This window comes from Streptomyces sp. BK79 (assembly GCF_044142145.1).
In the GTDB taxonomy this organism is placed as follows: Bacteria; Actinomycetota; Actinomycetes; order Streptomycetales; family Streptomycetaceae; genus Streptomyces.
The window spans coordinates 311,098-336,612 of the sequence record NZ_JBHVOC010000003.1 but is presented as its reverse complement, the minus strand read 5'-3'; the positions used below and the strand labels follow the sequence as shown (position 1 = coordinate 336,612).

Sequence of the window (25,515 nt, the reverse complement as noted above, 5' to 3'; positions counted from 1 at the left end):
ACGGACCGGAGCACCCGTTTGTCCCCCCGGGTCCGGTTCACACCCGGCGGTGGTCAGCGGCCGTCGTACCCCGCCGTCGGCATGGACAGGCGCCGGTGCACGCACGCCTTCATCCGGGCGTCGTAGGACGGTTCGGCGTGCCCGGCCGTCTCGACGCGGACGCCGCGCCGCGCGCACTCCTCGGTGAACTCCTCCACCGACGACAACGCGCTCTCCAGCACCCGGCGGCTGGGCGCGACGAAGAGGTCCCGGCCCGCGCGCACTCCCTCCCACAGGGCGTCGTGATCGGTTCGCAGGCCGCTCACCAGCAGCTCCCTGGCGACGACGTAGCCGTGCTCCGCGGCCCAGCGGGCGCACATGGCGTGCTGGCTGCGGGAGTCGACCAGGAAGGGGTCGTCGTCCAGCCGCTCCAGTGGCGTCAGACTCGCGATCGCCGTCACCCGCACCAGCCTCATGGTGTCCCCCTCACCTCCCGTTTTCGCCGCCGACCCTACTCCTGGACGTAGGCTTCGGGGAGTCGCGCAGAGGGAGGCAAAGAAGTGCCGGTGGAGCTCACGTGGTGGGGTCACGCCACCTGCACGGTCGAGGACTCGGACATACGCGTACTGACCGACCCCCTGTTCGCCCGCCGGCTCGCGCACCTGCGTCGCAGGCGGGGGGCGGTGCCGCCGCCGGACGCCTGCCGCGCGGACGTGGCGCTGGTGTCCCATCTGCACGCCGACCACCTGCACGTGCCGTCGCTCGCGCGGCTCGCGCCGGGCACGCGCCTGCTCGTGCCCCGGGGCGCACGCCGGGCGGTACCGGGGCTGCGCCGGCTCCGGCACCTGACGCTGACCGAGGTGGCGCCGGGCGACGAGACGACCGTCGGCGACCTGCGGGTACGGGCGGTGCCCGCGCGGCACGACGGGCGGCGGCTGCCGCTCGGACCGCACCGCTCCCCCGCGCTCGGCTACGTCGTCGAGGGCGAGGCGCGCACGTACTTCGCCGGGGACACCGGCCTGTTCGACGGCATGGAGAAAGAGGTCGGGCCGGTCGACGCGGCCCTGCTGCCGGTGGGCGGCTGGGGGCCGTACCTGGGTCCGGAGCACCTGGACGCGGGGCGGGCGGCCGAGGCGCTGGCCCGGCTGGCGCCGCGTACGGCGGTGCCGGTGCACTACGGCACGTACTGGCCGATCGGGATGGACGCCGTGCGCCCCCACGAGTTCCACACGCCGGGCGACGAGTTCGTGCGCCTGTCGGCGCTGCGTGCGCCGGGGGTGGCCGTGCACCGGCTGGGGCATGGCGAGAGAGTGCGCGTGGAGGTCGCGCGGTGAGCTGGCTGGGTGCCACCGTGACGAGCATCCCGACCGAGCCGACCCAGCAGGCGTTCGGCTATCCGTCGCTGTTCCTGCTGGTGCTGATCGGTGCGTTGGTGCCGGTGGTGCCGACGGGGGCGCTGGTGAGTTCGGCGGCGGTGGTGGCGATGCACCAGACGCTGCCGCTGTCCATGCTGGTGGTGTTCGCGACGGCGTCGCTGGCCGCGTTCTGCGGGGACATGGCCCTGTACTGGCTGGGGCGGCGCGGGGTCCACTCGAAGAACGGCTCGCGCTGGCTGGAGGCGATCCGGTCCCGGGCGCCCGAGGACCGGCTGGAGCAGGCGCGGGAGAAGCTCGCCGAGCACGACGTCGCGGTGCTGGTGCTGTCCCGGCTGGTGCCGGCGGGGCGCATACCGGTGATGCTGGCCTGCCTGCTGGCCGATTGGCCGCTGCGCCGGTTCGCCCGGGGCAACCTCCCGGCCTGCCTGGCCTGGGCGGTGACGTACCAGCTGATCGGCGTCCTCAGCGGCGCCTTGTTCAGTGAGCCGTGGGAGGGCGTGGCGGCGGCGATCGCCCTGACGGTGCTGGTCAGCGGCGCGCCGACCGTGTGGCGACGGCTGCGGGGGCCGGAGAAGGCGTAGACCCGCGGCGCGGGGAGGGGCCGGGGGGGAGCGCCGGGAGCGGTTCCGGAGACGGTCTCCCGGCGGCCGGGCGGCCGGGCGCGGTCACTCCAGTACGCCCGAGCCGCCGACCGGGAGGTCCCACAGGTGTTCGCGGGGCAGGCCCGCCCGCTGCCAGGCGGCGCGTACCCGGGTGAGGGGTTCCAGTACCGGCTCCGCGGACAGGACGAACGTGCCCCAGTGCATCGGCGCCATCCGGCGGGCGCCGACGTCCTGGGCGGCCCGCACCGCCTCCTCCGGGTCGCAGTGGACGTCGCTCAGCCACCAGCGGGGGTCGTAGGCGCCGATGGGGAGCAGCGCGAGGTCGATGCCGGGGTGGCGGCGGCCGATGCGGGCGAACCAGTGGCCGTACCCGGTGTCGCCGGCGAAGTACACGCGCCGGCCGTCGGGGGCGGTGAGGACCCAGCCGCCCCACAGCGTGCGGCAGGTGTCGGTGAGGGTGCGCTTGGACCAGTGGTGGGCCGGTACGAAGTCGAAGCGGACGCCGTTCAGTTCCGTCGCCTCCCACCAGTCCAGCTCGGTGACGCGGGTGAAGCGGCGCCGGTGGAACCAGCGGCCGAGCCCGGCCGGGACGAGGACGGGGGTCTCGCGCGGCAGCCTGCGCAGGGTCGGGGCGTCCAGGTGGTCGTAGTGGTTGTGGCTGATGACGACCGCGTCGACGCGGGGCAGGGCGCTCCAGGGCACGCCGACGGGGGTGACGCGGGCCGGGGTGCCCAGGATGCGCCGGGACCAGACCGGGTCGGTGAGCACGGTGAGGCCGCCGATCCGCACCACCCAGCTGGCGTGTCCCACCCAGGTGACGGCGACGGCGCGGGCGTCCACGCGGGGCAGCGGGGCGGGGGCGTACGGGATCCGGGGGATGTCGGCGAGGCCCCCGGGGCCGGGTCTGACCGCTCCCTCGCGGGCGAACCTCGCGAAGGCCTTCAGGCCGGGCAGTGGTGCGGTGAGCCGGTCGTGGAAGGTCCGCGGCCACACCCGGCGCTCGGCCGGCGGGCGGGGATCCGCGAGCGGCGGGCGGCCGGGGGCCGGGGAGGATCCGCCCGGTGCCGCGTCCACGGGCCCGGTGTCGCCGGTGGACGTGGGGGCGCTCGTGCTCGACCGGGGCTGCTGCGTCATCGAGGAGGCTCCCATCGCTGAGCGTCGCGGAGATCACCGAAGACCGACTTCAGGGCGTTCAACGCGCCTTGCACGTGCGGCAGTTCCAACGGTTCGGGGGACGTGAGGCATTCCGCGCCCCGCTCGCCGGCGCCCTCCACCAGGGGGCCGGTGGAGAGCCGGACCCGCAGGGCGGGGAGGTCGTCGCCGAAGCGGTGCCCGCCGGGCGCGGGCATGCCGAGGCGGGCGGTGAGGTGGTCCTCCAGTTCCTGGGCGTCGCCGACGCCCCGGGCGGCGAGCGCTTCGCGCAGCGGGCCGAGGTCGGCGTACAGGTGACGGCCGGCCTGCGGCGGCCGGGCGGTGGCGCCCGCGGCCACGACGGCGGCGTGCACGGCGGCGGCCACGCGCGCATGCAGGCGTACGGCCGCCGCGCGGCGGGCGGTGACCGGCTCGGGTTCACCGAGCGCGTACCCGGCCGCGGCGGCGACGGGCGCGGCGACCCGGGCGCCGAGCGCGGTGAGCACGTCGAGCACGCGCGCGTGCAGGCCGTCCCCGGCGGCGGAGGCGGGGAAACGGGCCACGGCGGCCGGCCAGCCCGGCGGCAGCAGCGCGCCGGCCAGGTCGGTGACGACGGTGACCCGCTCGGGCAGCATTTCGGCGGGGCTGAGCAGCACGGTGGCGTGGAGGTCGTGGAGGGTGTCGCGCCAGGTCTCGTCGCTGACCAGGTGCAGCCCCTCGCCGACGGCGGCCTCGACGGTCTCGTGCAGCAGCTCGGGCGGCGTGACCGTGCCGGTGGGGTCGTCGGCGACGGACAGCACGAGCAGGCGGGGGTCGCCGCCCTCGGCGCGGACCCTGCGGACGGTTTCCAGGAGCGCGTACGGGTCGGGCACGCCGCCCGACTCCGCCGGGGTGGGCACGTGGAAGACGGGCCTGCCCAGCAGTCGCGCGTACGGCGCCCACCAGGCGGCGCAGGGGCGGGGCACCAGGACGTCGCCGCCGAGCGCGGCGGTCAGGGCGAGCAGCAGGGGGCCGGCGCCGGGCCCCGCGGCCACGTGACCGGGTTCGGTGGGCAGGCCGCGCCGGGCCCAGTAGCCGCAGGCGGCGGCCAGGAGGGGCGCGCCGCCGCCGGCCGGTTCGTCGTGTCCCCGGCCCGCGGCGGCGGCGAGGACGGCGGACAGCTCGGGCAGCACCGGCAGGCCGTCGCCGGGAAAGTGCGGGCCGAAACGGACGGGGCCGTGCCCTACGGGGTCATGGCCGTGCGTGTGCGTGGGCTCGCGTTCGGGATGGCGGCCTCGGGAGTCGTGGCCTTCGAGGTGCGTCCGCCGCATGCGTGCCTCCGCGCAGTCCGTGGTGCCGAGTCCTGTCGCCGTCCGGCGGATGCTCTTTCCTCGGTCGTTGCTCCAAGTACCCATCGTGGCGCCCCGCCATGGCTGGGGCCCCGGTCGCGCGGGTCCCGCGGACCGGTGGGCCCGCGCCGGTCAGCGGTGCCCGGCGTCCCCGCTCGGGCGCGGCCGCAGCCGGTACGCGGCGGCGCCGAACGCGCCGGCCATCAGGACGCCGCCCGCGACCAGGGCGGGCACCGAGTCGCTGAACGCCCCGCCCGCGCCGGCCCGCACGCCGTGCTCCGCGGCCGGGCCGCCGCAGGGCTCCTTCTGCGCCGGGGCCCCGCCGTGCGGTGCGGCGGGTTCGGGGCACGGCGGCTTGGTGGTGCAGGGCGTGCCGTGCGCGGAGGCCCCGCCGTGCGGTGCGGCGGGCTCGGGGCACGCCGGTGCGGCGGTGCCGCTCCCCTGCCGCGGCGCGGTCGTCGCGCTCCAGGGATCGCCCGCTTCGCCGCCCTCCTCGCCGGACGCCTCCGGGCAGGCCCCGTCGGCGGTCCAGGCGTCGTCCTCGGGCTCGACCGCGTCGGGGACGGACTCGGGCCCCACCGCGTCGGGGACCGGCTCCCCGCCCCCCTCCTCGGGGACGGACTCCGGGCCCACTCCCCCGCCCCCCTCCTCGGGGACCGACTCCGGGCCCACCGCGTCCGGGTCGGCCTCGAGCTCATCGGCGGTGGTTATGCGCGCGGCGCCCCGGGCGGCGGGCCCGGCGGCCGTTCCGGCGTCGCCCTCCCCCTCGCGCAGCGCGACGGTGCGCTCGGCGAAGGCCGACGAGGGGGCGCCGCGGGTCGAGGGCACGGACCCGGCGGCCGGGCCGGCCGGGGCGCAGGAGGCGGAGACGGTGCCCGGGGCGACGTCCGCCGGGGTGAGGTCGGGACCGGCCGAGGCGGGCCCCGCGACGACGCCGAGGGAGGCACTGGCCAGGACGGCGGCGGACAGGGCGCGGGCGGTGCGGCGCATGGGGCGGGCTCCTTCGAGCGACGGCTGCGGGGGCACGGCACTCGCGCCCCCTCGGCCATCACAGCCCGCCCGGGCCGTGGGCGCCCGCCACCGTGCGCCGTTCGCGGGAACGGGGCGCCCGAGCGGGTGACGCCGAGGTTTCGGTCCACCGGCGAACGCCCCCGCACGTCACGACCTCAGGTGCGCGCGCCGCCGGTCCGCGCGGACCGGGGTCAGGCGCCCGGCTCCCGCAGGACCTGTTCCCGCACGCGGTCGCAGCACCGGCTGATCAGGCGGGACACGTGCATCTGGGAGATGCCGAGCTGCTCGGCGATGCGGCTCTGGGTCATGTCGTCGAAGAAGCGCATGTAGAGGATCGCGCGCTCGCGCTCGGGCAGTGCGGCCAGCCGGTCCTTGACCGCCTCGCGGTCGACGACGGTGTCGAGGGCGGGGTCGGGGGCGCCGAGGGCGTCGCTCAGGGAGTAGCCGTCCTCGCTGCCGGGCAGCTCGGCGTCCAAGGACAGGGCCGTGAAGCTCTCCAGGGCCTCCAGGCCGACCCGGACGTCCTCCTCGCTCAGGTCGGCGTGCTCGGCGATCTCGGCCACGGTGGGCCTGCGGCCGGAGATGGTCTGGGACAGGTCCTGCCCGGCGAAGCGCACACGGTTGCGCAGGTCCTGGACCCGGCGCGGCACGTGCAGGGTCCACATGTGGTCGCGGAAGTGACGCTTGATCTCGCCGGTGATCGTCGGCACGGCGTAGCTCTCGAAGGCGTTGCCGCGTCCGGGGTCGTAGCGGTCGACGGCCTTGACCAGGCCGAGCGCCGCCACCTGGCGCAGGTCCTCGAAGCTCTCGCCACGGCTGCGGAACCGTCCCGCGAGCCGTTCGGCCATGGGGAGCCAGGCCTCGACGATCCCGTCCCGGACCGCGTCCCGCTCCGGACCGGCGGACAGGGTGGCGAGCCTGCGGAAGGCGTCGGTGGTGTCGGGGGCGTCGTCGTGCGGGTGCTTCACGCTTGCGTGGGTCGGCATGTGCGTCGCAACTCCCTCGGAGCGCGGGGTCCCGTCGTCGCGGCCGGGCGATGACCCGGTCGGCGCGGTCGGCGCGGAGGGCGCCCGGTGTTCACGGAATCCCGGCGCGCGGGCCGGACCACCTCACCGGTGCCGTAGCGACGACACGGCCCTGGGGTTCGGGCTGTCACCGTGGGAGGGCATCCGGCGACCGGACGGACGCATCCGTGGCGGCGTCGCGCCGCTCCCACGGACGTGCCTCCTGTCCGAAGCACTGGTCCTGCACCTGCCCCCTGACCCTCGCGCCAAACACCGGGATGTTTTCCGGGCGGGCGCGCGGTCACCCGTAGGGCTGCTGTACCGACATCCCCCCGGCCCGGAGGTCCGTTGCATGAGCGTCAAGGTGTCCAACCACGTCCTGCGACGGCTGCGCGAGTGGGGTGTCGAGCACGTGTTCGGCTACCCGGGTGACGGGATCAACGGTCTGCTGGCCGCGTGGGGCCGCGCCGACAACCAGCCGAGGTTCGTGCAGTCCCGGCACGAGGAGATGTCCGCGTTCCAGGCGGTCGGGTACGCCAAGTTCAGCGGGCGGCTGGGCGTGTGCGCCGCGACCTCGGGTCCCGGCGCGATCCACCTGCTCAACGGGCTGTACGACGCCAAGCTCGACCATGTCCCCGTCCTGGCGATCGTCGGGCAGACGCACCGGACGGCGATGGGCGGCTCGTACCAGCAGGAGGTGGACCTGCACACGCTGTTCAAGGACGTCGCCTCGGAGTTCGTGGAGACGGTGACCGTCCCCGAGCAGCTGCCGAACGTGCTGGACCGGGCGATCCGCACGGCGTACGCCCGCCGCTGCCCCACCGCGGTGATCATCCCCGGTGACGTCCAGGACCTGGACTACTCGCCGCCCACGCACGCGTTCAAGATGGTGCCCTCCAGCCTGGACCGCGGCGCCTGGACGGCGGTCCCGTCCGACGAGTCCGTGCGGCGCGCCGCCGAGGTGCTCAACTCCGGCGACAAGGTGGCCGTCCTGGTCGGTCAGGGCGCCGCCGGGGCACGGGAGCAGGTGGAGCGGCTCGCCGAGCTGCTGGGCGCGGGCGTGGCCAAGGCGCTGCTCGGCAAGGACGTGATCGGCGACGACCTGCCGTACGTCACCGGGTCGATCGGCCTGCTCGGCACGCGCCCCTCCTACGAGCTGATGCGGGACTGCGACACCCTGCTGACCATCGGGTCGTCCTTCCCGTACTCGCAGTTCCTGCCGGAGTTCGGCGCGGCGCGCGGGGTGCAGATCGACATCGACCCGCACATGGTCGGGATGCGCTACCCGTACGAGGTGAACCTCGTCGGTGACGCGAAGGCGACCCTGGAGCGGCTGATCCCGCTGATCGAGGCCGGCCGCGGGCGCGAGTGGTACGACACGGTGTGCGACAACGTGTCGCGCTGGCGCGGGATCATGGAGCGCCGGGCCGCTCTGGAGGCCGACCCGGTCAACCCGGAGTACGTGGCCGCCGCCCTGGACCCGCTGCTGCCGGACGACGCGATCGTCACCTGCGACTCGGGGTCGACGGCGAACTGGTACGCCCGCCACCTGACCATGCGGCCCGGCATGCGCGGCTCCCTGTCCGGCACGCTGGCGACGATGGGCTGCGGGGTGCCGTACGCGATCGGGGCGAAGTTCGCCCACCCGGACCGGCCCGTGATCGCCCTGGTCGGCGACGGCGCGATGCAGATGAACGGGCTGGCGGAGATGATCACGGCGGCGAAGTACCGCGACCTGTGGGAGGACCCCCGCCTGGTGGTCGCCGTGTGGAACAACCGGGATCTCAACCAGGTCACCTGGGAGATGCGGGCCATGGAGGGCGCGCCGTCGTTCCTGCCCTCGCAGGCGCTCCCGGACGTGCGCTACGCCGACTTCGCCCGCTCGCTGGGCCTGACCGGCATCCGGGTGGAGAAGCCGGAGGAGGTGGAGGCGGCCTGGCGGGCGGGCCTGGCGGCGGACGGCCCCGCGGTGCTCGAGTTCCTCACCGACCCCGCCGTGCCCCCGGTCCCGCCGCACGCCACCTGGGACCAGATGGAGGCGACGGCCGCCTCCCTCCTGAAGGGCGACGCGGACCGGGGGTCGGTGCTCGCACAGGGATTCAAGGCGAAGGTGCAGGAGTTCCTGCCGGGCGCGGGGAGGGACTGACGGCCGCGGCGGTCACCGCTCGCGCGGCCGGCTGAAGCGCAGCATGTTGCCGGCCGGGTCGCGGAAGGCGCAGTCGCGGACGCCGTAGGGCTGGTCGACCGGCTCCTGGAGCACCTCGGCGCCGGCGGCGCGGATGCGTTCGAAGGTGGCGTCGACGTCGTCGGTGGCGAAGACGACGCCGCGCAGCATGCCCTTGGCCAGCAGATCGGCCATGGCCTTGCGGTCTTCGTCCGTGGCGTTCGGGTCGGCGAGCGGGGGTTCGAGCACGATGTTCACGCCGGGCTGCGCCGGGGAGCCGACGGTGACCCAGCGCATGCCCTCGGCCCCGACGTCACCCCGCACCTCCAGCCCGAGCACGTCCCGGTAGAAGGCGAGCGCCTGGTCGTGGTCGTCGACGGCGATGAAGCACTGCGAGAGGCTGATGTCCATGCGTCTCACGCTAGGGGCGGGGACACCGGCCTCGCTTCTCCGTTCCTGACCGGTCGGGTGTAGATCTTGGCGACGCAGGCCGGGACGGCGGCGCCGTCACCGTGGTCGCGGGCCCGGTAGGCGCTCGGGCTCTCGCCGACCAGCTCGGTGAAGCGCGAGCTGAACGACCCGAGCGAGGTACAGCCGACCTCGAAGCAGACCTCCGTCACGCTCAGGTCGCCGCGCCGCAGCAGCGCCATGGCCCGCTCGATCCGGCGGGTCATCAGATAGCTGTACGGCGTCTCCCCGTACGCGGCGCGGAAGCTGCGGGAGAAGTGGCCCGCCGACATCAGTGCCACCCGCGCCAGCGCGGGCACGTCGAGCGGCTCGGCGTACTCGCGGTCCATCAGGTCGCGGGCCCTGCGCAGCCGGGCCAGGTCCTCCAGCGTGGTCACCCCTCCACGATCCCACAGCGCCGGACACCGCCGGCGGGCCGGCGCCGTGGGATCCGCGGGCGGTCAGGCCCCGACGTACGACGCGAGGTGTTCACCGGTGAGGGTGGAGCGGTCGGCGACGAGGTCGGCGGGGGTGCCCTCGAAGACGATCCGGCCGCCGTCGTGGCCGGCGCCGGGGCCGAGGTCGATGATCCAGTCGGCGTGCGCCATGACCGCCTGGTGGTGCTCGATCACGATGACCGACTTGCCGGCGTCCACGAGGCGGTCGAGGAGGCCGAGCAGTTGCTCCACGTCGGCGAGGTGCAGTCCGGTGGTGGGCTCGTCGAGGACGTACACGCCGCCCTTGTCGCCCATGTGGGTGGCGAGCTTCAGCCGCTGCCGCTCGCCGCCGGACAGGGTGGTGAGGGGCTGGCCGAGGGTGAGGTAGCCGAGCCCGACGTCGGCGAGCCGCTCAAGGATCCGGTGCGCGGCCGGGGTGCGCGCCTCGCCGGCCCCGAAGAACTCCTCCGCCTGCGCCACCGACATCGCGAGCACCTCGCTGATGTCCCGGCCGCCGAGCCGGTACTCCAGCACCGAGGGCTGGAACCTCTTGCCCTCGCAGTCCTCGCAGGGGCTGGCGACGCCGGCCATCATCGCCAGGTCGGTGTAGATGACGCCGGCGCCGTTGCAGGTGGGACAGGCGCCCTCGGAGTTGGCGCTGAACAGGGCCGGCTTGACGCCGTTGGCCTTGGCGAAGGCCTTGCGGACCGGGTCGAGCAGTCCGGTGTACGTGGCCGGGTTGCTGCGCCGCGAGCCCTTGATGGGGCTCTGGTCGACCGAGACGACGTCCGCCCCGGCGGGGACCGAGCCGTGGATCAGCGAACTCTTGCCGGAGCCGGCCACGCCGGTGACCACGCAGAGCACGCCGAGCGGGATGTCGACGTCGACGTCCTGGAGGTTGTGGGTGCGCGCGCCGCGGATCTCCAGTGCGCCGGTGGGCTCGCGCACCGTCTCCTTGAGCGCGGCCCGGTCGTCGAGGTGGCGCCCGGTGACGGTGCCGGCGGACCTGAGGCCATCGACGGTGCCCTCGAAGCAGACGGTGCCGCCCGCCGTGCCGGCCCCGGGGCCGAGGTCGACGACGTGATCGGCGATCGCGATGGCCTCCGGCTTGTGCTCGACGACCAGGACCGTGTTGCCCTTGTCCCGCAGCCGCAGCAGCAGGTCGTTCATCCGCTGGATGTCGTGCGGGTGCAGCCCGATGGTCGGCTCGTCGAAGACGTACGTGGTGTCGGTGAGCGAGGAGCCCAGGTGGCGGATCATCTTGACGCGCTGCGCCTCGCCGCCGGACAGGGTGCCCGCCGGACGGTCCAGCGAGAGGTAGCCGAGACCGATCTCCACGAAGGAGTCGAGGGTGTCCCGCAGCGCGGTGAGCAGCGGCGCCACCGACGGCTCGTCGAGTGCGCGGACCCAGGCGGCCAGGTCGCGGATCTCCATGGCGCAGGCGTCGGCGATGCTGATCTTCCCGATCCGCGAGTTCCTGGCGCCCTCGCTGAGCCGGGTGCCGTCGCACTCGGGGCAGGTGGTGAAGGTGACGGCCCGCTCGACGAACGCCCGGATGTGCGGCTGCATCGCCTCCTTGTCCTTGGACAGGAACGACTTCTGGATCTTCGGGATCAGGCCCTCGTAGGTGAGGTTGACGCCGTTGACCTTGACCTTGACCGGCTCGCCGTAGAGGAAGTCCCGCAGTTCCTTCTCGGTGTACTCGCGGATCGGCTTGTCGGGGTCGACGAAGCCGGACTGCGCGTAGACCTGCACGGTCCACTGGCTGTCCGACTTCCAGCCGGGGATGGTGAACGCGCCCTCGGCGAGCGACTTGGAGTCGTCGTAGAGCTGGGAGAGGTCGATGTCGGAGACCTTGCCCCGGCCCTCGCAGTGCACGCACATGCCGCCGGTGCGCTCGAAGGTCGCCTTCACGGCCTTCTTGGCGCCGCGCTCGACGGTGATCGCGCCGCTCGCGCGGACGGAGGCGGTGTTGAAGGAGTAGGCGCTGGGCGGGCCGATGTGCGGGTCGCCGAGCCGGCTGAAGAGGATGCGCAGCATCGCGTTGGCGTCGGTGGCGGTGCCGACGGTGGAGCGCGGGTCGGCGCCCATCCGCTGCTGGTCCACGATGATCGCGGTGGTGAGGCCGTCGAGGACGTCGACCTCGGGCCGGGCCAGGGTCGGCATGAAGCCCTGCACGAAGGCGCTGTAGGTCTCGTTGATCAGCCGCTGCGACTCGGCGGCGATCGTGTTGAACACCAGGGAGCTCTTGCCCGAGCCGGAGACGCCGGTGAACACCGTCAGCCGGCGCTTGGGGATCTCGATGCTGACGTCCTTGAGGTTGTTCTCCCGGGCACCGTGCACACGGATCATGTCGTGGCGGTCGGCGGCATGGGGCGCGCTCGGCGGTGTGTCCGTCCTCTTGGCGCTGCTCATCGTGTCTCCTCCGTCGGCGGGTCGGCAGGGACACGCTAGACGGGGCACGGCGGTCCCCGCTTCTCGATAACTGATCCGTCCGCCGGGCGACCGCCGGCGACTACCGGTCCGTCCGCCGGGCGACCGCCGCGTCGGCGTCGTCGGACGGGTCGGCGGTGCCCGGGAGCACCAGTTCCTCGTAGCGGCCGAGGGCCAGCACCACGCCGAGCATGAGGACCGGGATGAGCACAGCGAGCAGCACCGCCATGGTCCGTCCTTCCCGTGAAGGGTGGGCGTGGGGGGTGGTGGCGCGTGCCGGGTTCCCCGGGCCCGCGGGGCAAACCCGCCGTGCACGGCCGGGCACGCACGGTGGCCGGCGGAATCGGACCGGACCCGTCCGGGTGAATCCGTGTCGGCCCGCGGTGTCCGGGTACGCGGTCGGCACCCTGAGAGTCTGGAGGGAGACATGCAGCGAGGCAGTGACCGGATGAGCGTCCACCGCGACGACGAGATGAAGCACGAACTGCAGGGTCTGCTCAGGTCCGGGCACCCCACCCGCACCGAGGAGTGGCACGACCCGGAACCGGCCGCGGAGGACGACCCGGACGTGATGTACGGACCGGTGACGCCGGGCCGCGGACCCACGTATCTGGAGGCCCTCCGACTCGAACTGGCCCGGAACCTGACCCGGGGCACCTTCCCCGCGAGCCCGCCGGAACTGACCAGGGCGCTGCGCCGCGGCAACGCGCCGGACGCCCTCGTCGAGGGACTGGAACGGCTGCCGGGCAAGGCGCGCTACGGCAACGTCCAGGAACTGGCGGTGGCCCTGACCGAGAACGGCGGGTCCGAGGCCGCCGGTCCGCGCGGCGCCTAGGCGCCGGAAGGGGCGGTTTCGTGACCGAGAACGCGGCCGTGTACGTGCGGGACGTCATGACGGCCGGTGTGACCGCCGTACGTCCGGACTCCTCCCTGGTGGAGGCGGCGCGGCTCATGCGCACGCAGAACATCGGGGACGTGGTGGTCGCGGACGGGCAGGACGTCGTGGGTCTGCTCACCGACCGTGACATCACGGTGCGGGTGGTGGCCGAGGGCCTCGACCCGATGGCGGTGAGCGTCGCGGCGGTGTGCGCCCACGAGCCCCTGCTGGTGTCCCCGCACGACCGGGTGGCCGACGCGGTGGCGCTGATGCGCGAGCACGCCGTGCGCCGGCTGCCGGTCGTGGAGGACGGGCTGCCGGTCGGGATGGTGAGCCTCGGTGATCTGGCCGAGGCCCGCGCCCCCTCCTCGGCGCTCGCCGGCATCAGCCGCGCGGAACCCGGCACCCGGGGCGGCGACTGACACGGGCGGCGGGGCGGCCTCGCGAGAGGCCGGGAGGCCCCCGTCCGACTCCCGTCGCCCCCGAAGAAACGTACGCGCGCCGGACGTCGATCCGCCGACGCGCGGGAAAGGACCGAACCACATGCGCATCGCATTTCTGACCGCGCCCGAGGGCGTGGAACAGGTGGAACTGACCGAGCCGTGGAAGGCGGCGAAGGACGCGGGCCACGAGCCCGTCCTCGTCTCCACGCAGGCGGGTGAGATCCAGGGCTTCGACCACCTCGACAAGGCGGACACGTTCCCGGTGGACGAGGTGGTGGGCGACACGTCGGCCGACTCGTTCGGCGGGCTGGTGCTGCCCGGCGGCGTGGCCAATCCGGACTTCCTTCGTACGGACGAGAAGGCGGTGGCGTTCGTCAGGGCCTTCTTCGAGCAGGGCCGGCCGGTGGCCGCCATCTGCCACGCCCCGTGGACACTCGTCGAGGCGGACGTCGTACGCGGCCGGGTCCTGACCTCCTGGCCGAGCCTGCGGACCGACCTGCGCAACGCGGGCGCCACCTGGGTCGACGAACAGGTGAAGGTCTGCGACCACGGCGACAACGTGCTGATCACCAGCCGCAAGCCGGACGATCTCGAGGCGTTCTGCGCGACGTTCCTCAAGGAGTTCGCCAAGGCGGGCGGCTGACGGACGGGGCGCGAGCCCTCACCTGAGCCTCACGCCGGGCCCGGTCCCGCGGCGCGCCCCGATCGCGCCGAAGGGGCCGGGCCCGGCGCGTGCTCAGCCGCCGGGGGCGGTGGGCTCCCCGCAGCCGCGTTCGCGGGCGCCCTCGCGGGTGCGGCCCGCGGCGACCGGGCGCCGGGGATTGCGGCGCAGCCACTCGCCCTCCAGCTGCGCCATCCGCTCGTTGTGGGCCCGCAGCGCGTCGTTCGACCCGTAGAGCAGCGTGTCGTGGCGCGTGCGGTGGATGGTCTCCAGTTCTTTCATGAGCTGCTGGTCGTCCAGACGGCCCGGGTCGACACCGGTCACGGTGGCCTCACGCGTGTCGTGTTCGTTCATGCGGTCCGGGTACCCGCCCCCGGAGCACTACCACCCCCGAGGGCACCCGGGAGGGAGCCATGGATCTCGCGTTTCTGCACCCCCTCTACGAACACCAGGGGCCCTGGGCCTCCGTGTACGTCGATCTGTCCCGGCACACGGAGGACACCCCCCACGAGCGTGAGCTGACGGCCGCCGCGGTGGCCCGGGAGCTGGCGGAGCAGGGCGCGGACGACGCGACCTGCCGGGCCGTGCGGGAGGCGGTGGAGGAGCTGCGCCACGCCACCGACCCGCACGGCCGGGCACTGTTCGCGCATGCCGGGCGGGTGGTCCTCGATCCCCCGCTGGCCCGGCCCCCGTACGGCGGCACCACCGCCGACTGGGCGCCGCTGCCGCACGTCGCGCCGCTGCTCGACCTGGCCGGCGAGGACCCGGTGTGCGTGGTGGCGTACGTCGACCGCAAGGGCGCCGACTTCGAGCTGCGCAGCGCGCTGGGCAGCTCGGACGCGGGCGGCGTGACCGGCCGGCAGTGGCCGGTGCACCGCACGAGCAGCGCCGACTGGTCGGAGCGCCACTTCCAGCTGCGGGTGGAGAACACCTGGGAGCACAACGCGGCGGAGATCGCGGACGCGCTCGCCGTGTGCCAGGAGGAGACCGGCGCCGACCTGCTGATCCTGGTCGGCGACGACCGGGAGCGGCGGTCCGTGCACGAGCGGATGCCCAAGCGGCTCCAGGACCGCGTCGCGGAGGCCTCGCGCGGCGCCGGCAGCAGGTTGCTGGACGACGAGGTGGAGCGGCTGCGCGACGACCACGTGCGGGCGCGGGCGCGGGAGGACCTGGACCGGTTCCTGGCCGCCCGGACACCGGACGGCGAGGGCCGGGCCGGCGCGGCGGAGGGCGTGCCCGCGCTGGTCGAGGCCGCCCGGGAGCACCGCATCGACGAGCTGCTGGTCATCCCGGACGCGCCCGACACCCACCGCGAGGTGTGGGTGGGCGAGGACGCCGACCAGGTGGCCGTGCGCCGTACGGAGCTGAAGACGCTCGGCGAGCAGAACTCCTGGTCGGCCCGCGCGGACGACGCCCTGCTGCGCTCGGCGGTGATGACCGGCGCACCGGCGATCTCGGTGACGCCGGCGCTGCCGTCCGAGGCCGCCGAGAAGGCTCCGGTGGGCGGCCTGGGCGCGCTGCTGCGCTGGAAGTGACCCGGGCCCCCGGCCGCGTCCGCGTCAGCGGGCCCGCTCCACCCGCCGTTCGTCCCAGACCGGCTCCGGCGTCTCGCGGACCCGGCCGTCGCTGCCGAAGACGAGGTAGCGGTCGAAGGACCGGGCGAACCAGCGGTCGTGGGTGACCGCGAGGACCGTGCCCTCGAAGCCCTCCAGGCCCTCCTGGAGGGCTTCGGCCGATTCCAGGTCGAGGTTGTCGGTCGGCTCGTCGAGCAGCAGGGCGGTTACGCCCTGGAGTTCCAGCAGGAGGATCTGGAAGCGGGCCTGCTGGCCGCCGGAGAGGCGGTCGAAGGTCTGCTCGGCCTGCTGGGTCAGTTCGTAGCGGCGCAGGCGCGACATGGCGGCGCCCCGGTCCTGGGAGTGTTCCGTCCACAGGATGTCCAGCAGGGTGCGGCCGAGCAGTTCCGGGTGGGCGTGGGTCTGCGCGAAGTGTCCGGGCACGACGCGCGCGCCGAGCTTCCAGTTCCCGGTGTGCGCCACGTCGTCGCCGGCGAGGAGGCGCAGGAAGTGCGACTTGCCGGAGCCGTTGGAGCCGAGGACGGCGACCCGTTCGCCGTAGAAGACCTCCAGGTCGAAGGGTTTCATCAGGCCGGTGAGTTCCAGTTGCTCGCAGGTGACGGCGCGCACGCCGGTGCGGCCGCCCTTCAGGCGCATCCTGATGTCCTGCTCGCGCGGCGGCTCGGGCGGCGGTCCGGCCTCCTCGAACTTGCGCAGCCGGGTCTGGGCGGCGGCGTAGCGGGACGCCATCTCATGGCTGACGGCGGCTGCCTGACGGAGCGTCAGGACCAGCTTCTTCAGTTGCGCGTGCTTCTCGTCCCAGCGGCGGCGCAGCTCCTCGAAGCGGGCGAATCGCTCGCGCCGGGCCTCGTGGAAGGTGGCGAAGCCGCCGCCGTGCATCCAGGCGTCGGCGCCCGCGGGACCCGGCTCCAGGGAGACGATCTTCTGCGCGGCGCGGGAGAGGAGTTCGCGGTCGTGGGAGACGAAGAGGACCGTCTTGCGGGTCTCCTTCAGCCGCTCCTCCAGCCAGCGCTTGCCGGGCACGTCGAGGTAGTTGTCCGGTTCGTCGAGCAGCAGCACCTCGTCGGTGCCGCGCAGCAGCGCCTCCAGGACCAGCCGCTTCTGCTCGCCGCCGGACAGGGTGCTCACCCGCCGCCACTGGGCCTTGTCGTAAGGGACGCCCAGCGCGGCGGTGGTGCAGATGTCCCACCGGGTCTCGGCCTCGTAGCCCTGGGCCTCGGCCCAGTCGGCGAGGGCCTGCGCGTAGCGCATCTGGGCGGCTTCGTCGTCGACCGTCATGATCGCGTGCTCGGCGGCGTCGACGGCGCGGGCGGCCTCGCGGATGCGGGGCGGTGCCACGGACACGAGCAGGTCGCGCACGGTCGTCTCGTCCCGGACGGAGCCGACGAACTGCCGCATCACCCCGAGGCCGCCGCCGACGGTGACGGTCCCGCCGTGCGGTTTCAGCTCCCCCGCCAGCAGGCGCAGCAGGGTGGTCTTGCCCGCTCCGTTGGGTCCGACGAGGGCCACGACGGCCCCCTCCCCCACGCGGAAGGACACGTCGCCGAGCAGTGCCCTCCCGTCGGGAAGGTAGTACTCCAGGTGCGCGGCTTCGAGGTGACCCATGGGTACGGATTCTGCGGCCCCGGGCGCGCCCCGGGCAAACCGATTAGCCGCACCGCGCCCGGCGCGGGGTCCCGCGGGGCGCGCCACCGGCAGGAAACGCCGTCCGCAGGGTATGCGGGAGCCATGAGCCCCGACGTAGACCTCACCGCCCTCACGCCCGGCCCGCACCCGGTCCGCAACGGCTTCCTTCGCTGGGACCAGCGTGCGTTCGAGGCCGTCGCCTCTCGTACGTGGCCCGGCGCCGATCCTCTGCTGCCCCGGCTGAGCCGCAGCGCCAACCACGGCGTCCTGTGGTTCGCGGCGGCCGCCGCCCTGGCCGCGTCCCGCACGCCGAGGGCCCGCCGGGCCGCCGCCCGGGGCATCGCCTCGCTGAGCCTGGCCTCGCTGACGATCAACACCCTCGGCAAGCGCTCGGTCCGCCGGGCCCGCCCCGTCCTCGACCCGGTGCCGCTGGTCCGGCAGCTGAAGCGGCAGCCGATCACGACGTCCTTCCCGTCCGGGCACGCGGCGTCGGCCGCGGCGTTCGCGACCGGTGTCGCGCTGGAGTCCCCGGCCTGGGGGGCGGCGGTGGCCCCGGTGGCCGCCGCGGTCGCCCTGTCCCGGGTGTACACCGGCGTCCACTTCCCGAGCGACGTCCTGGCCGGTGCGGCCCTCGGCGCGGGCGCCGCCTTCGCCGTACGGGGCATGGTGCCCACGCGGGCCCAGCTGACCCCGCCGGCCCGGCCGCGTGCCGAGCTGCCGGCGCTCCCCAAGGGCGAGGGTCTGGTGATGGTGGCCAACGTCGGCTCGGGCACCTCGGACCGGGTGCGGGCGCTGTGCGACGCGCTGCCCGACGCGGAGGTCGTCGAGTGCGAGCCGAAGGACGTCCGGTCGGAGCTGGAGCGGGCCGCGGGCCACGCCCGGGTGCTCGGTGTGTGCGGCGGCGACGGCACGGTGAACGCGGCCGCCGAGATCGCCCTGCGGCACCGGCTCCCGCTGGCGGTCCTGCCCGGCGGCACCCTCAACCACTTCGCCTACGACCTCGGCGTGGAGGACGTACGGGACCTGTGCCGGGCGCTGGAGCGGGGCGAGGGCGTGCGGGTGGACGTGGGCCGGTTCGTCTCGGGCGGGCGGCGCGGCATCTTCCTGAACACCTTCAGCCTCGGCGTCTATCCGGAGCTGGTGCGCGAGCGGGAGCGCTGGTCGTCGCGGATCGGCGGCTGGCCGGCCGGGGTGGTCGCGGCGGTGCGGGTGCTGCGGGCCGACCGGCACCCGCTGGAGGCCGAGGTACGGGGCCGCAGGCGGCCGCTGTGGATGCTGTTCGCGGGCAACGGCACGTACCACCGGCGGGGCATCGCGTCGGGCCGCCGGCTCGACCTGGCGGACGGCCAGCTGGACGTGCGGGTGGTGCACGGTGGCCGCCGGCCGGCGCTGCGGCTGCTGTCCGCGGCCCTCGCGGGTCCGCTGACGCGCTCTCCGGCCCACGCGGCGGTGCAGGTGGGCCGGCTGCGGCTGTCCGGTGTCGCGCCGGGCACGCTGATGGCGTTCGACGGCGAGCTGACCGAGACCGAGGGCGACCTGACGCTGGAGAAGCTCCCCGAGGCGCTCACGGTGTACCGGCCGCTGCCCGGGGAGGGGCTCGGGCTCCTCTCCTGACGTACCGCTGCCCGGCGGAGGGGCGGCTCCTGGGGCGGCTCCTCTCCAGACGCATGGTCCGCATTGTGATACGCCGGTCTCATAATGCGGCCGACGGGCGTACGGTGACCGCATGGTCGGGACAGCCGGGAGAGGGGCCACCATGCCGGAACCGCGGGAGACCGCCGTCTACACGCACGGACACCACGAGTCCGTGCTCCGCTCGCACACCTGGCGCACCGCCGCCAACTCCGCCGCCTACCTGCTGGGGTCCCTGAAGCCCCACATGCGGATCCTGGACGTCGGCTGCGGCCCGGGCACCATCACTGCGGACCTGGCGGCACTGGTCCCGGACGGACACGTCACCGGCGTGGACCGGGCCCCGGAGATCGTGGAGCGGGCCCGGGCCACGGCGGCCGGGCGGGGGCTCACCAACACCGACTTCGCGGTCGCCGACGTGCACGCGCTGGACCACCCGGACGACACGTTCTGCGTGGTCCACGCCCACCAGGTGCTCCAGCACGTGGGCGACCCGGTGCGGGCCCTGCGCGAGATGAGGCGGGTCACCAGGCCGGGCGGCATCGTCGCCGTCCGCGACTCGGACTACGGGGCGATGACCTGGTACCCCGCCTCCCCCGGCATGGACGACTGGCTCGACCTGTACCACCGGGTGGCCCGGGCCAACGGGGGCGAGCCGGACGCCGGACGCCGGCTGAAGGCATGGGCGCGGGAGGCGGGCTTCACGGACGTCACGGCGACCTCCGCGACCTGGACCTTCAGCACGCCCGGGGAACGGGAGTGGTGGAGCGGGCTGTGGGCGGACCGCACCCTGGCGTCGGCGTACGCCGAGCGGGCCACCGAGGGCGGGCACGCGACGGCACAGCGGCTGCGGGCCGTCTCGGCGGCCTGGCGGGAATGGGGACGGCAGCCCGACGGCTGGTTCAGTGTCCTGCACGGGGAGATCCTGTGCCGAAAGGAGACCGCGTCCACGCCTGATCGTTGAATTCCGGGAAACCAGTACGACAGGAGGTGATCCATTATGGTTCCGCTTCTGCTCGTACTGCTTCTCGTCATCGTTCTTTTCGGCGCGGGATTCGCCGTGGAGATCCTGTGGTGGATCGCTGCCGCGGTTCTGGTCCTGTGGCTGCTGGGCTTCCTGGCCCGTGGGACCACGGCCGGCGGCGGCAGGGGCCGCTGGTACAGGTGGTGAACTGGTACAGGTGGTGAACTGGTACAGGTGGTGAACTGGTACAGGTGGTGAACTGGTACAGGTGGTGAACTGGTACAGGTGGTGAACTGGTACAGGTGGTGAACTGGTACAGGTGGTGAACGCACACACCACGTCGGACAACACTTCGCGACGAGGCCGCTGCCCCGGGAGGTTCACTCCCGGGGCAGCAGCGGTCCCAGCGGCCCGAGGTCCAGGTTCAGGTCCTCGGGCCGCAGGCCGTACCGGTCCCGCAGTTCGGTCATGCGGTCGTCGAGGAGCATCAGGGTCAGCCCGATCCGCTCCTCCTGCTCCTCGCTCAGGTCGCCCTCGTCGAACCGGCGCAGCGCCTGCCGTTCCATGAGCTGGCGCAGCAGCTCGACGACGGTCAGCACCAGCTTGATCAGGTCGCGCTCGACGGTGTCGGGTTCGAGTTCGAGGCGCTTGCGGGGCTCGGAAGGTTCGCTCACATCACTCACGTCAGTCCCCGAACGGTGAGGGAACGTTGCGGTTGACCGAGCTGATCAGCGCGTTCAGGTCGATGCGGACCAGGTCGACGTCCGCGATGCGCAGGGTGAGGTCGCCGCTGATGACGACGCCGCCGGCCAGCAGCCGGTCGAGCAGGTCCACGAGGGCGACCTCACGGCGTTCGACGACGGTCACGATCCCTCCCCCTTGTCCGGGCTCTCCTCGCCGGCGAAGGAATACGCCGCCCAGGGGCCGGTGAGTTCCACGCGAATTCCGGGGGAGTCGTCCTTCGTCCCGTCCACCGTCTCCACGAATTCCTCGGACACGTCGCGCCGCACCAGATAGGCGGCGTTGAGCACGTTCCGTCCGGCGGCACCGGACAGACCGGGATTCTGCGGGGCGTGCAGCCGCGCGTCGTCGGCCCGGGCGGACAGCGTCTCGTGCAGGCGCGTGGCGAACCGCTCGGCCCTGTTCCACAGGTCCTCGTTCGCCCGCGTCCGCTGGCGGCGCTGCCGCAGGTAGTCCCGGCCCGAGGCGGGTTTCGGGGCGGGCTCGGCCTGCTCGGCGGCCCCCTCGCTCCCGGCCTCGACGTAGACCTTGACGCCCCACTCCACGCGCCCGTCCAGCCGGTCGAGCGTGCGCAGGAAGGACTCACGCCGCTCCTCCATCATCACGCGCACGCCGCTGTCGTCACGGAAGACGGTGGCCAGCCGGAGCGGCAGCGGGGTGGTGACCGCGGTGAGCGCGTCGATGACCTGCTGGTGGGCGCGGGCGGTCCCGGCGAGCCAGTCCAGATCCTCCAGGTGGGCGCGCAGCGCCTCCTCGGAGAAGTCCGCCTCGGGCACATGGCTGACGACGGCCACCAGGTCGCCGTGGGCCAGCAGCCGGGGCGGGTCGCCCGCGACCCCGGCCAGCTGGGACTGGAGGGCCGCGCCGAACGGCCGGCAGACGGCGTAGACGTACCGCAGTCCGCTCATGCTTCCTCCCTCGGGACGCGGCCCGGGTCCAGCTCGCGCAGGCGCTCACGCAGTGCCGCGTTCTCCCGGGTCAGCTCGTCGTGCCGCGCCCGCGAGGACAGCGCGGGGTCGCTCTCCCACCAGTCGATGCCCATCTCCTTGGCCTTGTCGACGGAGGCCACCACGAGCCGAAGCTTGATCGTGAGCAGCTCGATGTCGAGCAGGTTGATCTTGATGTCGCCGGCGATGACGACGCCCTTGTCGAGCACCCGTTCCAGGATGTCGGCGAGGTTGGCGCTCTGTCCCTGGCCGCCGTAGGGATCGGGCAGCCGGCTGGGCGTGGTCATCGCGCGCTCCCGCGGTGGGCGTCCTCGTGGTCGTCACGGGGCGCGTCGTCGTCCTCGGCGGACTCGTCGGCTTCCTCGTACTCCTCGTACTCGCCCTCGGGCTCCTCCTCGTACTCTTCTTCGGGCTCCTCCTCGTACTCGGCGTCCGTCTCACCCTCCTCCTCGGCGTACGGGGCCTCCTCCTCGCTCTCGTCCGCCGCCTCGGAGTCCTCGTCCGACTCCCCGGACTCCCGGTCCCGCTCGGTGTCCTGCCCCTCCTGCTGCTCTTCCTGCTCGTCCCCTTCCCGGCCTTCCTGCTCCTGGCCTTCCTGCTCCGCCTGCTCCTCCTGCTCCTCCGCGACGGCGTCCTCGTGGCTGCGGACGACCTCGCCGTCGCGGATCTCCCCGCGCCAGCCGTCGTCCGCCTCGCCCTTGAGGGTGATGTGGCGGACGTAGTTCTTGAGGTCGAGGCGGGCCCGGCGGCCCTGGGCGCGCCAGATGTTGCCGGTCTTCTCGAAGAGGCCCTTGGGGTAGTACTCGATGACGAGGATCACGCGGGTGAGGTTGTCGGCGAGCTTGTGGAAGCTGACCACGCCCTTGGTGGAGCCCTTGGCCCCCTCCGACGTCCAGGAGATCCGGTCGTCGGGCACCTGCTCGGTGGTCTTCGCCTTCCAGCTGCGGTTGGACCAGAAAACCTTCAGCTGCCAGTCGGAGGACGTGTCGTCGGCGCGGTTCGCGCTCTTGACGCCCTTGGCGAAGGTGCTGAAGTCCTGGTACTGCGTCCACTGGTCGTAGGCCGTGCGCAGCGGCACACCCACGTCGACGTACTCGATGATGACGGTCGGCTTCTGGCCGCCGCCGCCCTTCTTCCGGCCCTTGCCGCCGGTCAGGTTCTTGAAGGCGCCGACGACGTTGTCCTTCACCTTGCCTGCGCCGACCTCGAACGCGGCCCGCATCGGGCTCTTGCCCTCGGCGAGCTTGCGTCCGCCGTCGAGGGCGAGCTTGGCGAAGCCGGGGCTCTTGCCCTCGGCGATGTCGTTCAGTTTGCCGGTGGTCTCGCCGAGCTTGGTGCCGACGCCGGTCAGCAGCCGCGTCGCCTGGGCGGCGAGGTAGTCCTGCACCTCCGCCTTCAGGCGGTCGGCCGCCTCGCTGCGGGCCACGTCGGCGATCGGGTTCTTCTTCGCCGCCTTGCCGGCCGTGGAGGCCGCGGAACCGAGGGTGTCGGTCATCGCTCACCACCGCCCTTCGACTGGCGGGGCCCGGCCCCGCGCGTGGCGTTCCTGGCGGCGGCGGTCTTCTTCCCGGCCGCCTTCTTGGCGGGCTGCGCCCGCTTCGCCGCGGCCTTCTTCGCCGGGGCCTTGGCGGCGGCCTTCTTCGCGGGGGCCTTCTTGACCGCCTTCCGCGCCTGGGGCGGGGCCTTCTTCGCGGCCCGCTCGTGCCGGGGCTCCTCGTGCTCCTCGTCCCCGTCACGGTCCCGGTCGTCGTCGCGCTCGTCCTCGTAGCGCCCGTCGTCCTCGTCCTCGTACTCCTCGTACGGCTCCGAGTCCTCCGAGTCCTCGGAGTCGCGGGAGTCGCGGGAGTCGTCGGAGCCGACGCCGGGCACCTGGGAGGTCACGCCGGACAGCTGGTCGCGCACCTCGGCGGTACGCCCGTGCAGACGGTCGGCGATCGCGTCTATCTGCCGCTCGACCAGAGCGCCCGAGGCCGCCTTGCCCACGCCCCTGAGGTCGGTGCGCAGCTGGTCCCCGATCTCCTTGAACTGCGGGTTGTTCTGCAACTGCGTGGAGACCAGCTCCGCGATCCCCTTGGGGGTCAGGTTCATCTTCTTGCCGGCCACCATCGTGCCGACGGCGACCGCGAGTTTCAGTTTCTTCGTGCGTCCCAGCAGATAGCCGGCCCCTACGGCGAGGCCGAGTCCCACTCGATTCATTGTGCCGTCCCGTTGCCCAATCCCGCGCTCGTGCGCGTAGCGGTCTCCAGCCGGTCCAGAAGCTCGTCCTCCTGTCGGTCGAACTCCTCCTCGGTGATCTCGCCGGCCTCCAACTGCTCCTCCAGGCGGGCTAGTTCGGCACGGACCGTGGCGGGGTCGTAGTAGATCCGCTCGGCCTCGTTCATGACCTGTCTGATGGCCCAGGCGCTGCCGCGCACCGGTGCGAACGGCAGCAGCAGGACCTCCGAGATCAGTCCCATGACGTCACTCCGCTCCGGCGTCCGCACCACCTGCCGCGGTCCCCGCGGGCTCGGCCGGGCCGGGCTCGACGAAGCTGTACGGCGGCAGCGGGCCGTTCACCCGCACCTCCAGGTGCGGCATCTCCGTGCGTGCCCGCTCCACGGCGGCCAGGAACTCCTCGGCCGAGTCCCGGCTCACCAGGAACGACACGTTGGCCAGCCATCCGGTGGACTCGGGACCCACGCTCACCGCGTCGGCGCCCGGCTCCAGGGCGCGCTCCAGCGCGGTCGCGTCGTCGGCCTCCTTGCCCTTGACGGCGGCCGCGACCATCTCGCCGAGGCGGATCTTGTCCTCGTAACTCCCGCCACCCGACTTGCGGTTGGCCTCGGCGAGGGCACGGATGTCCGGGTTCTCGGCCATCACGTGGTGCAGGACGGCCTCCTCGACGTGGTTGGCCTTGATGTTGTACTCGACCCGGCCGTCCAGCGCGCCGAGCCGCTCCTTGTAGTGCTCGGCCCGCTCGGCGAGCACCCCGGTGACCGCGCCGTCGTCCGGCGCGACGCTGCCGAAGCGCATCGGCAGGACACAGCCGGCCACGCCCGCCTCGCTGAGCACGTTCTGGTGGGCGAGCAGTTCCCTGCGCTTGGGCCGCAGCCCCTCGGGCGCGTCGCTGACGACGGCCGACAGCTCGCCCGCGTTCAGGATCCGCACCTCGCTGTCGCCGACGCCGGTCAGGCCCTCGGGAAGCGCGGGGTGCGATGCGGCGGTGATGCCGTAGACGTACGTACTCACTCCTGCTCCTCCTTCCGGCGCGAGGGCGCGGCCTTGCGGGCACGCGGACGCGACGAGGTCTCGCCCTCTTCACGGGCCTGCTTGAACGCGTCGGAGATCGTCTCGGCGGCGCCGGACAGGGCCCCCTTGGACTTGCCCTTGGCACCGGACTCGGTGATCGAGCCGACCAGGTCGGGCAGGCCCGGGTCCTTGCGCGGCCCGGCCTCCAGGTCGAGGCGGTTGCACGCCTCGGCGAAGCGCAGGTAGGTGTCGACGCTGGCGACGACCACTCGGACGTCGATCTTCAGGATCTCGATGCCGACCAGGGAGACACGCACGAATGCGTCGATGACGAGCCCCCTGTCCAGAACGAGCTCGAGCACGTCGTAGAGGCCGCTGCTGCCGCCTCCGCCGCCGGACTGCTGTGCCGGTACGACAGTCATGCCGGTGATTCCTCCATCGTGTGTGTGGGTGCGGGATGCGCCGCGGTGGGTCCGGTCGGACGGCCTAGCGGCCGCCGCGGCTGTCGGACCGGCCGCGCTCGTAACGCCGGACGCGCCGATAGCCCGTGAGCTGCCCCTCGGAGTCGAGCTCCACCTGGTAGCTCGCCATGAGACTCATCGTGTCGGGCACCCGCTCCAGCTCCGTCACCTCGACCTCCAGCGACCAGCCGTCCTCCGTCTGCTCGAAGGAGGACACGGTCTCCGCGGTCATGCCGGTCAGCTCCGCGAGCTGGGCGCGCGCCTCGCGCAGCACCTCCATCGGCCGGGGCCGACGCGGCTCCTGCGCGCCCCGAGCGCTTTGTCCCTTTTGCGCATTCTGATTCTCTTGTGACTTCTGAGACCTACGCGAACTCTGTGTTTTCTGTGAACTCTGTTGTGAGTCTTGTGATTCGGACGTGTTGTTCGTGTTCGACATGGCCACCTCCCCC

At 73.4% G+C, this 25,515-nt stretch carries 31 protein-coding genes; 10 read left to right on the top strand and 21 right to left on the bottom strand.

The genetic code is table 11. From position 1 onward, the window contains the following. Positions 1 to 53 precede the first annotated feature (53 nt). Complete coding sequence (locus ACFIF2_RS05340; RefSeq protein ID WP_395571312.1) at positions 54 to 455, bottom strand: hypothetical protein; 402 nt, start codon at positions 453 to 455, stop codon at positions 54 to 56. A gap of 84 nt (positions 456 to 539) precedes the next feature. Here ACFIF2_RS05340 and ACFIF2_RS05335 point away from each other — a divergent pair, with 84 nt between their 5' ends. Together ACFIF2_RS05335 and ACFIF2_RS05330 are read left to right on the top strand one after the other, a co-directional pair. Next, complete coding sequence (locus ACFIF2_RS05335; protein ID WP_395571311.1) at positions 540 to 1,313, top strand: MBL fold metallo-hydrolase; 774 nt, start codon at positions 540 to 542, stop codon at positions 1,311 to 1,313. Further along, complete coding sequence (locus ACFIF2_RS05330) at positions 1,310 to 1,936, top strand: DedA family protein (protein WP_395571310.1); 627 nt, start codon at positions 1,310 to 1,312, stop codon at positions 1,934 to 1,936. The genes ACFIF2_RS05335 and ACFIF2_RS05330 overlap by 4 nt, the downstream gene beginning before the upstream one ends. A gap of 84 nt (positions 1,937 to 2,020) precedes the next feature. Here ACFIF2_RS05330 and ACFIF2_RS05325 read toward each other — a convergent pair whose 3' ends face one another. The 4 genes from ACFIF2_RS05325 to ACFIF2_RS05310 form a co-directional block, all read right to left on the bottom strand. Further along, positions 2,021 to 3,091: an MBL fold metallo-hydrolase gene (locus tag ACFIF2_RS05325; RefSeq protein ID WP_395571309.1), complete on the bottom strand. Its 1,071-nt coding sequence runs from the start codon at positions 3,089 to 3,091 to the stop codon at positions 2,021 to 2,023. Then, positions 3,088 to 4,398, bottom strand: coding sequence for an aminotransferase class I/II-fold pyridoxal phosphate-dependent enzyme (locus ACFIF2_RS05320; protein WP_395571308.1), 1,311 nt, complete (start codon positions 4,396 to 4,398; stop codon positions 3,088 to 3,090). Before ACFIF2_RS05320 ends, ACFIF2_RS05325 begins: the two co-directional genes overlap by 4 nt. A gap of 150 nt (positions 4,399 to 4,548) precedes the next feature. Beyond that, positions 4,549 to 5,406 (bottom strand): hypothetical protein, encoded by an 858-nt coding sequence (locus tag ACFIF2_RS05315; protein ID WP_395571307.1) that lies wholly within the window; start codon positions 5,404 to 5,406, stop codon positions 4,549 to 4,551. 212 nt (positions 5,407 to 5,618) lie between these two features. Then, positions 5,619 to 6,413 carry an RNA polymerase sigma factor SigF gene (locus ACFIF2_RS05310; protein WP_395571306.1) on the bottom strand — a complete coding sequence of 265 codons (795 nt, stop codon included), beginning with the start codon at positions 6,411 to 6,413 and terminating at the stop codon, positions 5,619 to 5,621. A gap of 370 nt (positions 6,414 to 6,783) precedes the next feature. Between ACFIF2_RS05310 and ACFIF2_RS05305 the strand changes: the two genes are divergently transcribed. After that, complete coding sequence (locus ACFIF2_RS05305; protein WP_395571305.1) at positions 6,784 to 8,577, top strand: thiamine pyrophosphate-requiring protein; 1,794 nt, start codon at positions 6,784 to 6,786, stop codon at positions 8,575 to 8,577. A gap of 12 nt (positions 8,578 to 8,589) precedes the next feature. Here ACFIF2_RS05305 and ACFIF2_RS05300 read toward each other — a convergent pair whose 3' ends face one another. The 4 genes from ACFIF2_RS05300 to ACFIF2_RS05285 form a co-directional block, all read right to left on the bottom strand. Further along, complete coding sequence (locus ACFIF2_RS05300) at positions 8,590 to 9,006, bottom strand: VOC family protein (RefSeq protein WP_395571304.1); 417 nt, start codon at positions 9,004 to 9,006, stop codon at positions 8,590 to 8,592. Positions 9,007 to 9,011: 5 nt separating this feature from the next. After that, positions 9,012 to 9,440, bottom strand: a complete 429-nt coding sequence (locus tag ACFIF2_RS05295; RefSeq protein ID WP_395571303.1) for a helix-turn-helix transcriptional regulator — start codon at positions 9,438 to 9,440, stop codon at positions 9,012 to 9,014. 63 nt (positions 9,441 to 9,503) lie between these two features. Further along, positions 9,504 to 11,894 (bottom strand): ATP-binding cassette domain-containing protein, encoded by a 2,391-nt coding sequence (locus ACFIF2_RS05290; RefSeq protein ID WP_395571302.1) that lies wholly within the window; start codon positions 11,892 to 11,894, stop codon positions 9,504 to 9,506. Between the two features lie 100 nt (positions 11,895 to 11,994). Next, a complete protein-coding gene (locus ACFIF2_RS05285) occupies positions 11,995 to 12,141 on the bottom strand; it encodes a hypothetical protein (protein ID WP_395571301.1) in 147 nt (48 codons plus the stop codon). Positions 12,142 to 12,339: 198 nt separating this feature from the next. Between ACFIF2_RS05285 and ACFIF2_RS05280 the strand changes: the two genes are divergently transcribed. The 3 genes from ACFIF2_RS05280 to ACFIF2_RS05270 all read left to right on the top strand — a co-directional run bounded on the left by ACFIF2_RS05280 (position 12,340) and on the right by ACFIF2_RS05270 (position 13,875). Next, complete coding sequence (locus ACFIF2_RS05280) at positions 12,340 to 12,747, top strand: DUF2795 domain-containing protein (RefSeq protein WP_395571300.1); 408 nt, start codon at positions 12,340 to 12,342, stop codon at positions 12,745 to 12,747. A 56-nt stretch (positions 12,748 to 12,803) separates the two neighbouring features. Beyond that, the gene (locus tag ACFIF2_RS05275; RefSeq protein ID WP_395571389.1) at positions 12,804 to 13,211 is read left to right on the top strand and encodes a CBS domain-containing protein; all 408 of its coding nucleotides are present in this window, start codon (positions 12,804 to 12,806) and stop codon (positions 13,209 to 13,211) included. A gap of 121 nt (positions 13,212 to 13,332) precedes the next feature. Continuing rightward, the gene (locus tag ACFIF2_RS05270) at positions 13,333 to 13,875 is read left to right on the top strand and encodes a type 1 glutamine amidotransferase domain-containing protein (protein ID WP_395571299.1); all 543 of its coding nucleotides are present in this window, start codon (positions 13,333 to 13,335) and stop codon (positions 13,873 to 13,875) included. Between the two features lie 93 nt (positions 13,876 to 13,968). Here the strand turns inward: ACFIF2_RS05270 and ACFIF2_RS05265 are convergent, their stop codons facing one another. Further along, positions 13,969 to 14,247, bottom strand: a complete 279-nt coding sequence (locus ACFIF2_RS05265) for a DUF6158 family protein (RefSeq protein ID WP_395571298.1) — start codon at positions 14,245 to 14,247, stop codon at positions 13,969 to 13,971. Between the two features lie 59 nt (positions 14,248 to 14,306). Between ACFIF2_RS05265 and ACFIF2_RS05260 the strand changes: the two genes are divergently transcribed. Continuing rightward, positions 14,307 to 15,428 (top strand): Vms1/Ankzf1 family peptidyl-tRNA hydrolase, encoded by a 1,122-nt coding sequence (locus ACFIF2_RS05260; protein ID WP_395571297.1) that lies wholly within the window; start codon positions 14,307 to 14,309, stop codon positions 15,426 to 15,428. A 24-nt stretch (positions 15,429 to 15,452) separates the two neighbouring features. Here ACFIF2_RS05260 and ACFIF2_RS05255 read toward each other — a convergent pair whose 3' ends face one another. Continuing rightward, positions 15,453 to 17,072 (bottom strand): ABC-F family ATP-binding cassette domain-containing protein, encoded by a 1,620-nt coding sequence (locus ACFIF2_RS05255; RefSeq protein WP_395571296.1) that lies wholly within the window; start codon positions 17,070 to 17,072, stop codon positions 15,453 to 15,455. Positions 17,073 to 17,195: 123 nt separating this feature from the next. Between ACFIF2_RS05255 and ACFIF2_RS05250 the strand changes: the two genes are divergently transcribed. From ACFIF2_RS05250 to ACFIF2_RS05240, 3 genes are all read left to right on the top strand, one after another. Continuing rightward, entirely contained in the window at positions 17,196 to 18,707 is a 1,512-nt protein-coding gene (locus ACFIF2_RS05250) for a bifunctional phosphatase PAP2/diacylglycerol kinase family protein (RefSeq protein WP_395571295.1), read from the top strand. A 142-nt stretch (positions 18,708 to 18,849) separates the two neighbouring features. Next, the gene (locus tag ACFIF2_RS05245) at positions 18,850 to 19,689 is read left to right on the top strand and encodes a methyltransferase domain-containing protein (protein ID WP_395571294.1); all 840 of its coding nucleotides are present in this window, start codon (positions 18,850 to 18,852) and stop codon (positions 19,687 to 19,689) included. A 36-nt stretch (positions 19,690 to 19,725) separates the two neighbouring features. Beyond that, positions 19,726 to 19,896, top strand: a complete 171-nt coding sequence (locus tag ACFIF2_RS05240) for a hydrophobic protein (protein WP_395571293.1) — start codon at positions 19,726 to 19,728, stop codon at positions 19,894 to 19,896. A 173-nt stretch (positions 19,897 to 20,069) separates the two neighbouring features. Here ACFIF2_RS05240 and ACFIF2_RS05235 read toward each other — a convergent pair whose 3' ends face one another. The 10 genes from ACFIF2_RS05235 to ACFIF2_RS05190 all read right to left on the bottom strand — a co-directional run bounded on the left by ACFIF2_RS05235 (position 20,070) and on the right by ACFIF2_RS05190 (position 25,502). Continuing rightward, positions 20,070 to 20,363, bottom strand: coding sequence for a gas vesicle protein K (locus ACFIF2_RS05235; protein WP_395571292.1), 294 nt, complete (start codon positions 20,361 to 20,363; stop codon positions 20,070 to 20,072). A 10-nt stretch (positions 20,364 to 20,373) separates the two neighbouring features. Beyond that, entirely contained in the window at positions 20,374 to 20,556 is a 183-nt protein-coding gene (locus ACFIF2_RS05230) for a gas vesicle protein (RefSeq protein WP_395571291.1), read from the bottom strand. Further along, on the bottom strand, positions 20,553 to 21,338 hold the full coding sequence (locus ACFIF2_RS05225) for a GvpL/GvpF family gas vesicle protein (protein WP_395571290.1): 786 nt from the start codon (positions 21,336 to 21,338) through the stop codon (positions 20,553 to 20,555). Before ACFIF2_RS05225 ends, ACFIF2_RS05230 begins: the two co-directional genes overlap by 4 nt. Then, a complete protein-coding gene (locus ACFIF2_RS05220) occupies positions 21,335 to 21,664 on the bottom strand; it encodes a gas vesicle protein (RefSeq protein WP_395571289.1) in 330 nt (109 codons plus the stop codon). The genes ACFIF2_RS05225 and ACFIF2_RS05220 overlap by 4 nt, the downstream gene beginning before the upstream one ends. Continuing rightward, positions 21,661 to 22,872, bottom strand: a complete 1,212-nt coding sequence (locus ACFIF2_RS05215) for an SRPBCC family protein (protein WP_395571288.1) — start codon at positions 22,870 to 22,872, stop codon at positions 21,661 to 21,663. The genes ACFIF2_RS05220 and ACFIF2_RS05215 overlap by 4 nt, the downstream gene beginning before the upstream one ends. After that, complete coding sequence (locus ACFIF2_RS05210; RefSeq protein ID WP_395571287.1) at positions 22,869 to 23,573, bottom strand: DNA primase; 705 nt, start codon at positions 23,571 to 23,573, stop codon at positions 22,869 to 22,871. Before ACFIF2_RS05210 ends, ACFIF2_RS05215 begins: the two co-directional genes overlap by 4 nt. Then, positions 23,570 to 23,833, bottom strand: coding sequence for a gas vesicle protein GvpG (locus ACFIF2_RS05205; RefSeq protein ID WP_395571286.1), 264 nt, complete (start codon positions 23,831 to 23,833; stop codon positions 23,570 to 23,572). Before ACFIF2_RS05205 ends, ACFIF2_RS05210 begins: the two co-directional genes overlap by 4 nt. A gap of 4 nt (positions 23,834 to 23,837) precedes the next feature. Continuing rightward, positions 23,838 to 24,605 carry a GvpL/GvpF family gas vesicle protein gene (locus tag ACFIF2_RS05200; protein WP_395571285.1) on the bottom strand — a complete coding sequence of 256 codons (768 nt, stop codon included), beginning with the start codon at positions 24,603 to 24,605 and terminating at the stop codon, positions 23,838 to 23,840. Further along, positions 24,602 to 25,027: a gas vesicle structural protein GvpA gene (locus ACFIF2_RS05195; protein ID WP_395571284.1), complete on the bottom strand. Its 426-nt coding sequence runs from the start codon at positions 25,025 to 25,027 to the stop codon at positions 24,602 to 24,604. Before ACFIF2_RS05195 ends, ACFIF2_RS05200 begins: the two co-directional genes overlap by 4 nt. A gap of 64 nt (positions 25,028 to 25,091) precedes the next feature. Continuing rightward, positions 25,092 to 25,502 (bottom strand): gas vesicle protein, encoded by a 411-nt coding sequence (locus ACFIF2_RS05190; protein ID WP_395571283.1) that lies wholly within the window; start codon positions 25,500 to 25,502, stop codon positions 25,092 to 25,094. Positions 25,503 to 25,515: the final 13 nt, after the last annotated feature.

Excerpts from the sequence above, each read along its gene's own strand:
- ACFIF2_RS05340 (WP_395571312.1), bottom strand. The coding sequence starts at position 455 with ATGAGGCTGGTGCGGGTGACGGCGATCGCGAGTCTGACGCCACTGGAG.
- ACFIF2_RS05325 (WP_395571309.1), bottom strand. The coding sequence starts at position 3,091 with ATGACGCAGCAGCCCCGGTCGAGCACGAGCGCCCCCACGTCCACCGGC.
- ACFIF2_RS05320 (WP_395571308.1), bottom strand. The coding sequence starts at position 4,398 with ATGCGGCGGACGCACCTCGAAGGCCACGACTCCCGAGGCCGCCATCCC.
- ACFIF2_RS05315 (WP_395571307.1), bottom strand. The coding sequence starts at position 5,406 with ATGCGCCGCACCGCCCGCGCCCTGTCCGCCGCCGTCCTGGCCAGTGCC.
- ACFIF2_RS05310 (WP_395571306.1), bottom strand. The coding sequence starts at position 6,413 with ATGCCGACCCACGCAAGCGTGAAGCACCCGCACGACGACGCCCCCGAC.
- ACFIF2_RS05305 (WP_395571305.1), top strand. The coding sequence starts at position 6,784 with ATGAGCGTCAAGGTGTCCAACCACGTCCTGCGACGGCTGCGCGAGTGG.
- ACFIF2_RS05300 (WP_395571304.1), bottom strand. The coding sequence starts at position 9,006 with ATGGACATCAGCCTCTCGCAGTGCTTCATCGCCGTCGACGACCACGAC.
- ACFIF2_RS05290 (WP_395571302.1), bottom strand. The coding sequence starts at position 11,894 with ATGAGCAGCGCCAAGAGGACGGACACACCGCCGAGCGCGCCCCATGCC.
- ACFIF2_RS05285 (WP_395571301.1), bottom strand. The coding sequence starts at position 12,141 with ATGGCGGTGCTGCTCGCTGTGCTCATCCCGGTCCTCATGCTCGGCGTG.
- ACFIF2_RS05280 (WP_395571300.1), top strand. The coding sequence starts at position 12,340 with ATGCAGCGAGGCAGTGACCGGATGAGCGTCCACCGCGACGACGAGATG.
- ACFIF2_RS05275 (WP_395571389.1), top strand. The coding sequence starts at position 12,804 with ATGACGGCCGGTGTGACCGCCGTACGTCCGGACTCCTCCCTGGTGGAG.
- ACFIF2_RS05270 (WP_395571299.1), top strand. The coding sequence starts at position 13,333 with ATGCGCATCGCATTTCTGACCGCGCCCGAGGGCGTGGAACAGGTGGAA.
- ACFIF2_RS05265 (WP_395571298.1), bottom strand. The coding sequence starts at position 14,247 with ATGAACGAACACGACACGCGTGAGGCCACCGTGACCGGTGTCGACCCG.
- ACFIF2_RS05260 (WP_395571297.1), top strand. The coding sequence starts at position 14,307 with ATGGATCTCGCGTTTCTGCACCCCCTCTACGAACACCAGGGGCCCTGG.
- ACFIF2_RS05255 (WP_395571296.1), bottom strand. The coding sequence starts at position 17,072 with ATGGGTCACCTCGAAGCCGCGCACCTGGAGTACTACCTTCCCGACGGG.
- ACFIF2_RS05250 (WP_395571295.1), top strand. The coding sequence starts at position 17,196 with ATGAGCCCCGACGTAGACCTCACCGCCCTCACGCCCGGCCCGCACCCG.
- ACFIF2_RS05245 (WP_395571294.1), top strand. The coding sequence starts at position 18,850 with ATGCCGGAACCGCGGGAGACCGCCGTCTACACGCACGGACACCACGAG.
- ACFIF2_RS05240 (WP_395571293.1), top strand. The coding sequence starts at position 19,726 with ATGGTTCCGCTTCTGCTCGTACTGCTTCTCGTCATCGTTCTTTTCGGC.
- ACFIF2_RS05225 (WP_395571290.1), bottom strand. The coding sequence starts at position 21,338 with ATGAGCGGACTGCGGTACGTCTACGCCGTCTGCCGGCCGTTCGGCGCG.
- ACFIF2_RS05220 (WP_395571289.1), bottom strand. The coding sequence starts at position 21,664 with ATGACCACGCCCAGCCGGCTGCCCGATCCCTACGGCGGCCAGGGACAG.
- ACFIF2_RS05215 (WP_395571288.1), bottom strand. The coding sequence starts at position 22,872 with ATGACCGACACCCTCGGTTCCGCGGCCTCCACGGCCGGCAAGGCGGCG.
- ACFIF2_RS05210 (WP_395571287.1), bottom strand. The coding sequence starts at position 23,573 with ATGAATCGAGTGGGACTCGGCCTCGCCGTAGGGGCCGGCTATCTGCTG.
- ACFIF2_RS05205 (WP_395571286.1), bottom strand. The coding sequence starts at position 23,833 with ATGGGACTGATCTCGGAGGTCCTGCTGCTGCCGTTCGCACCGGTGCGC.
- ACFIF2_RS05195 (WP_395571284.1), bottom strand. The coding sequence starts at position 25,027 with ATGACTGTCGTACCGGCACAGCAGTCCGGCGGCGGAGGCGGCAGCAGC.
- ACFIF2_RS05190 (WP_395571283.1), bottom strand. The coding sequence starts at position 25,502 with ATGTCGAACACGAACAACACGTCCGAATCACAAGACTCACAACAGAGT.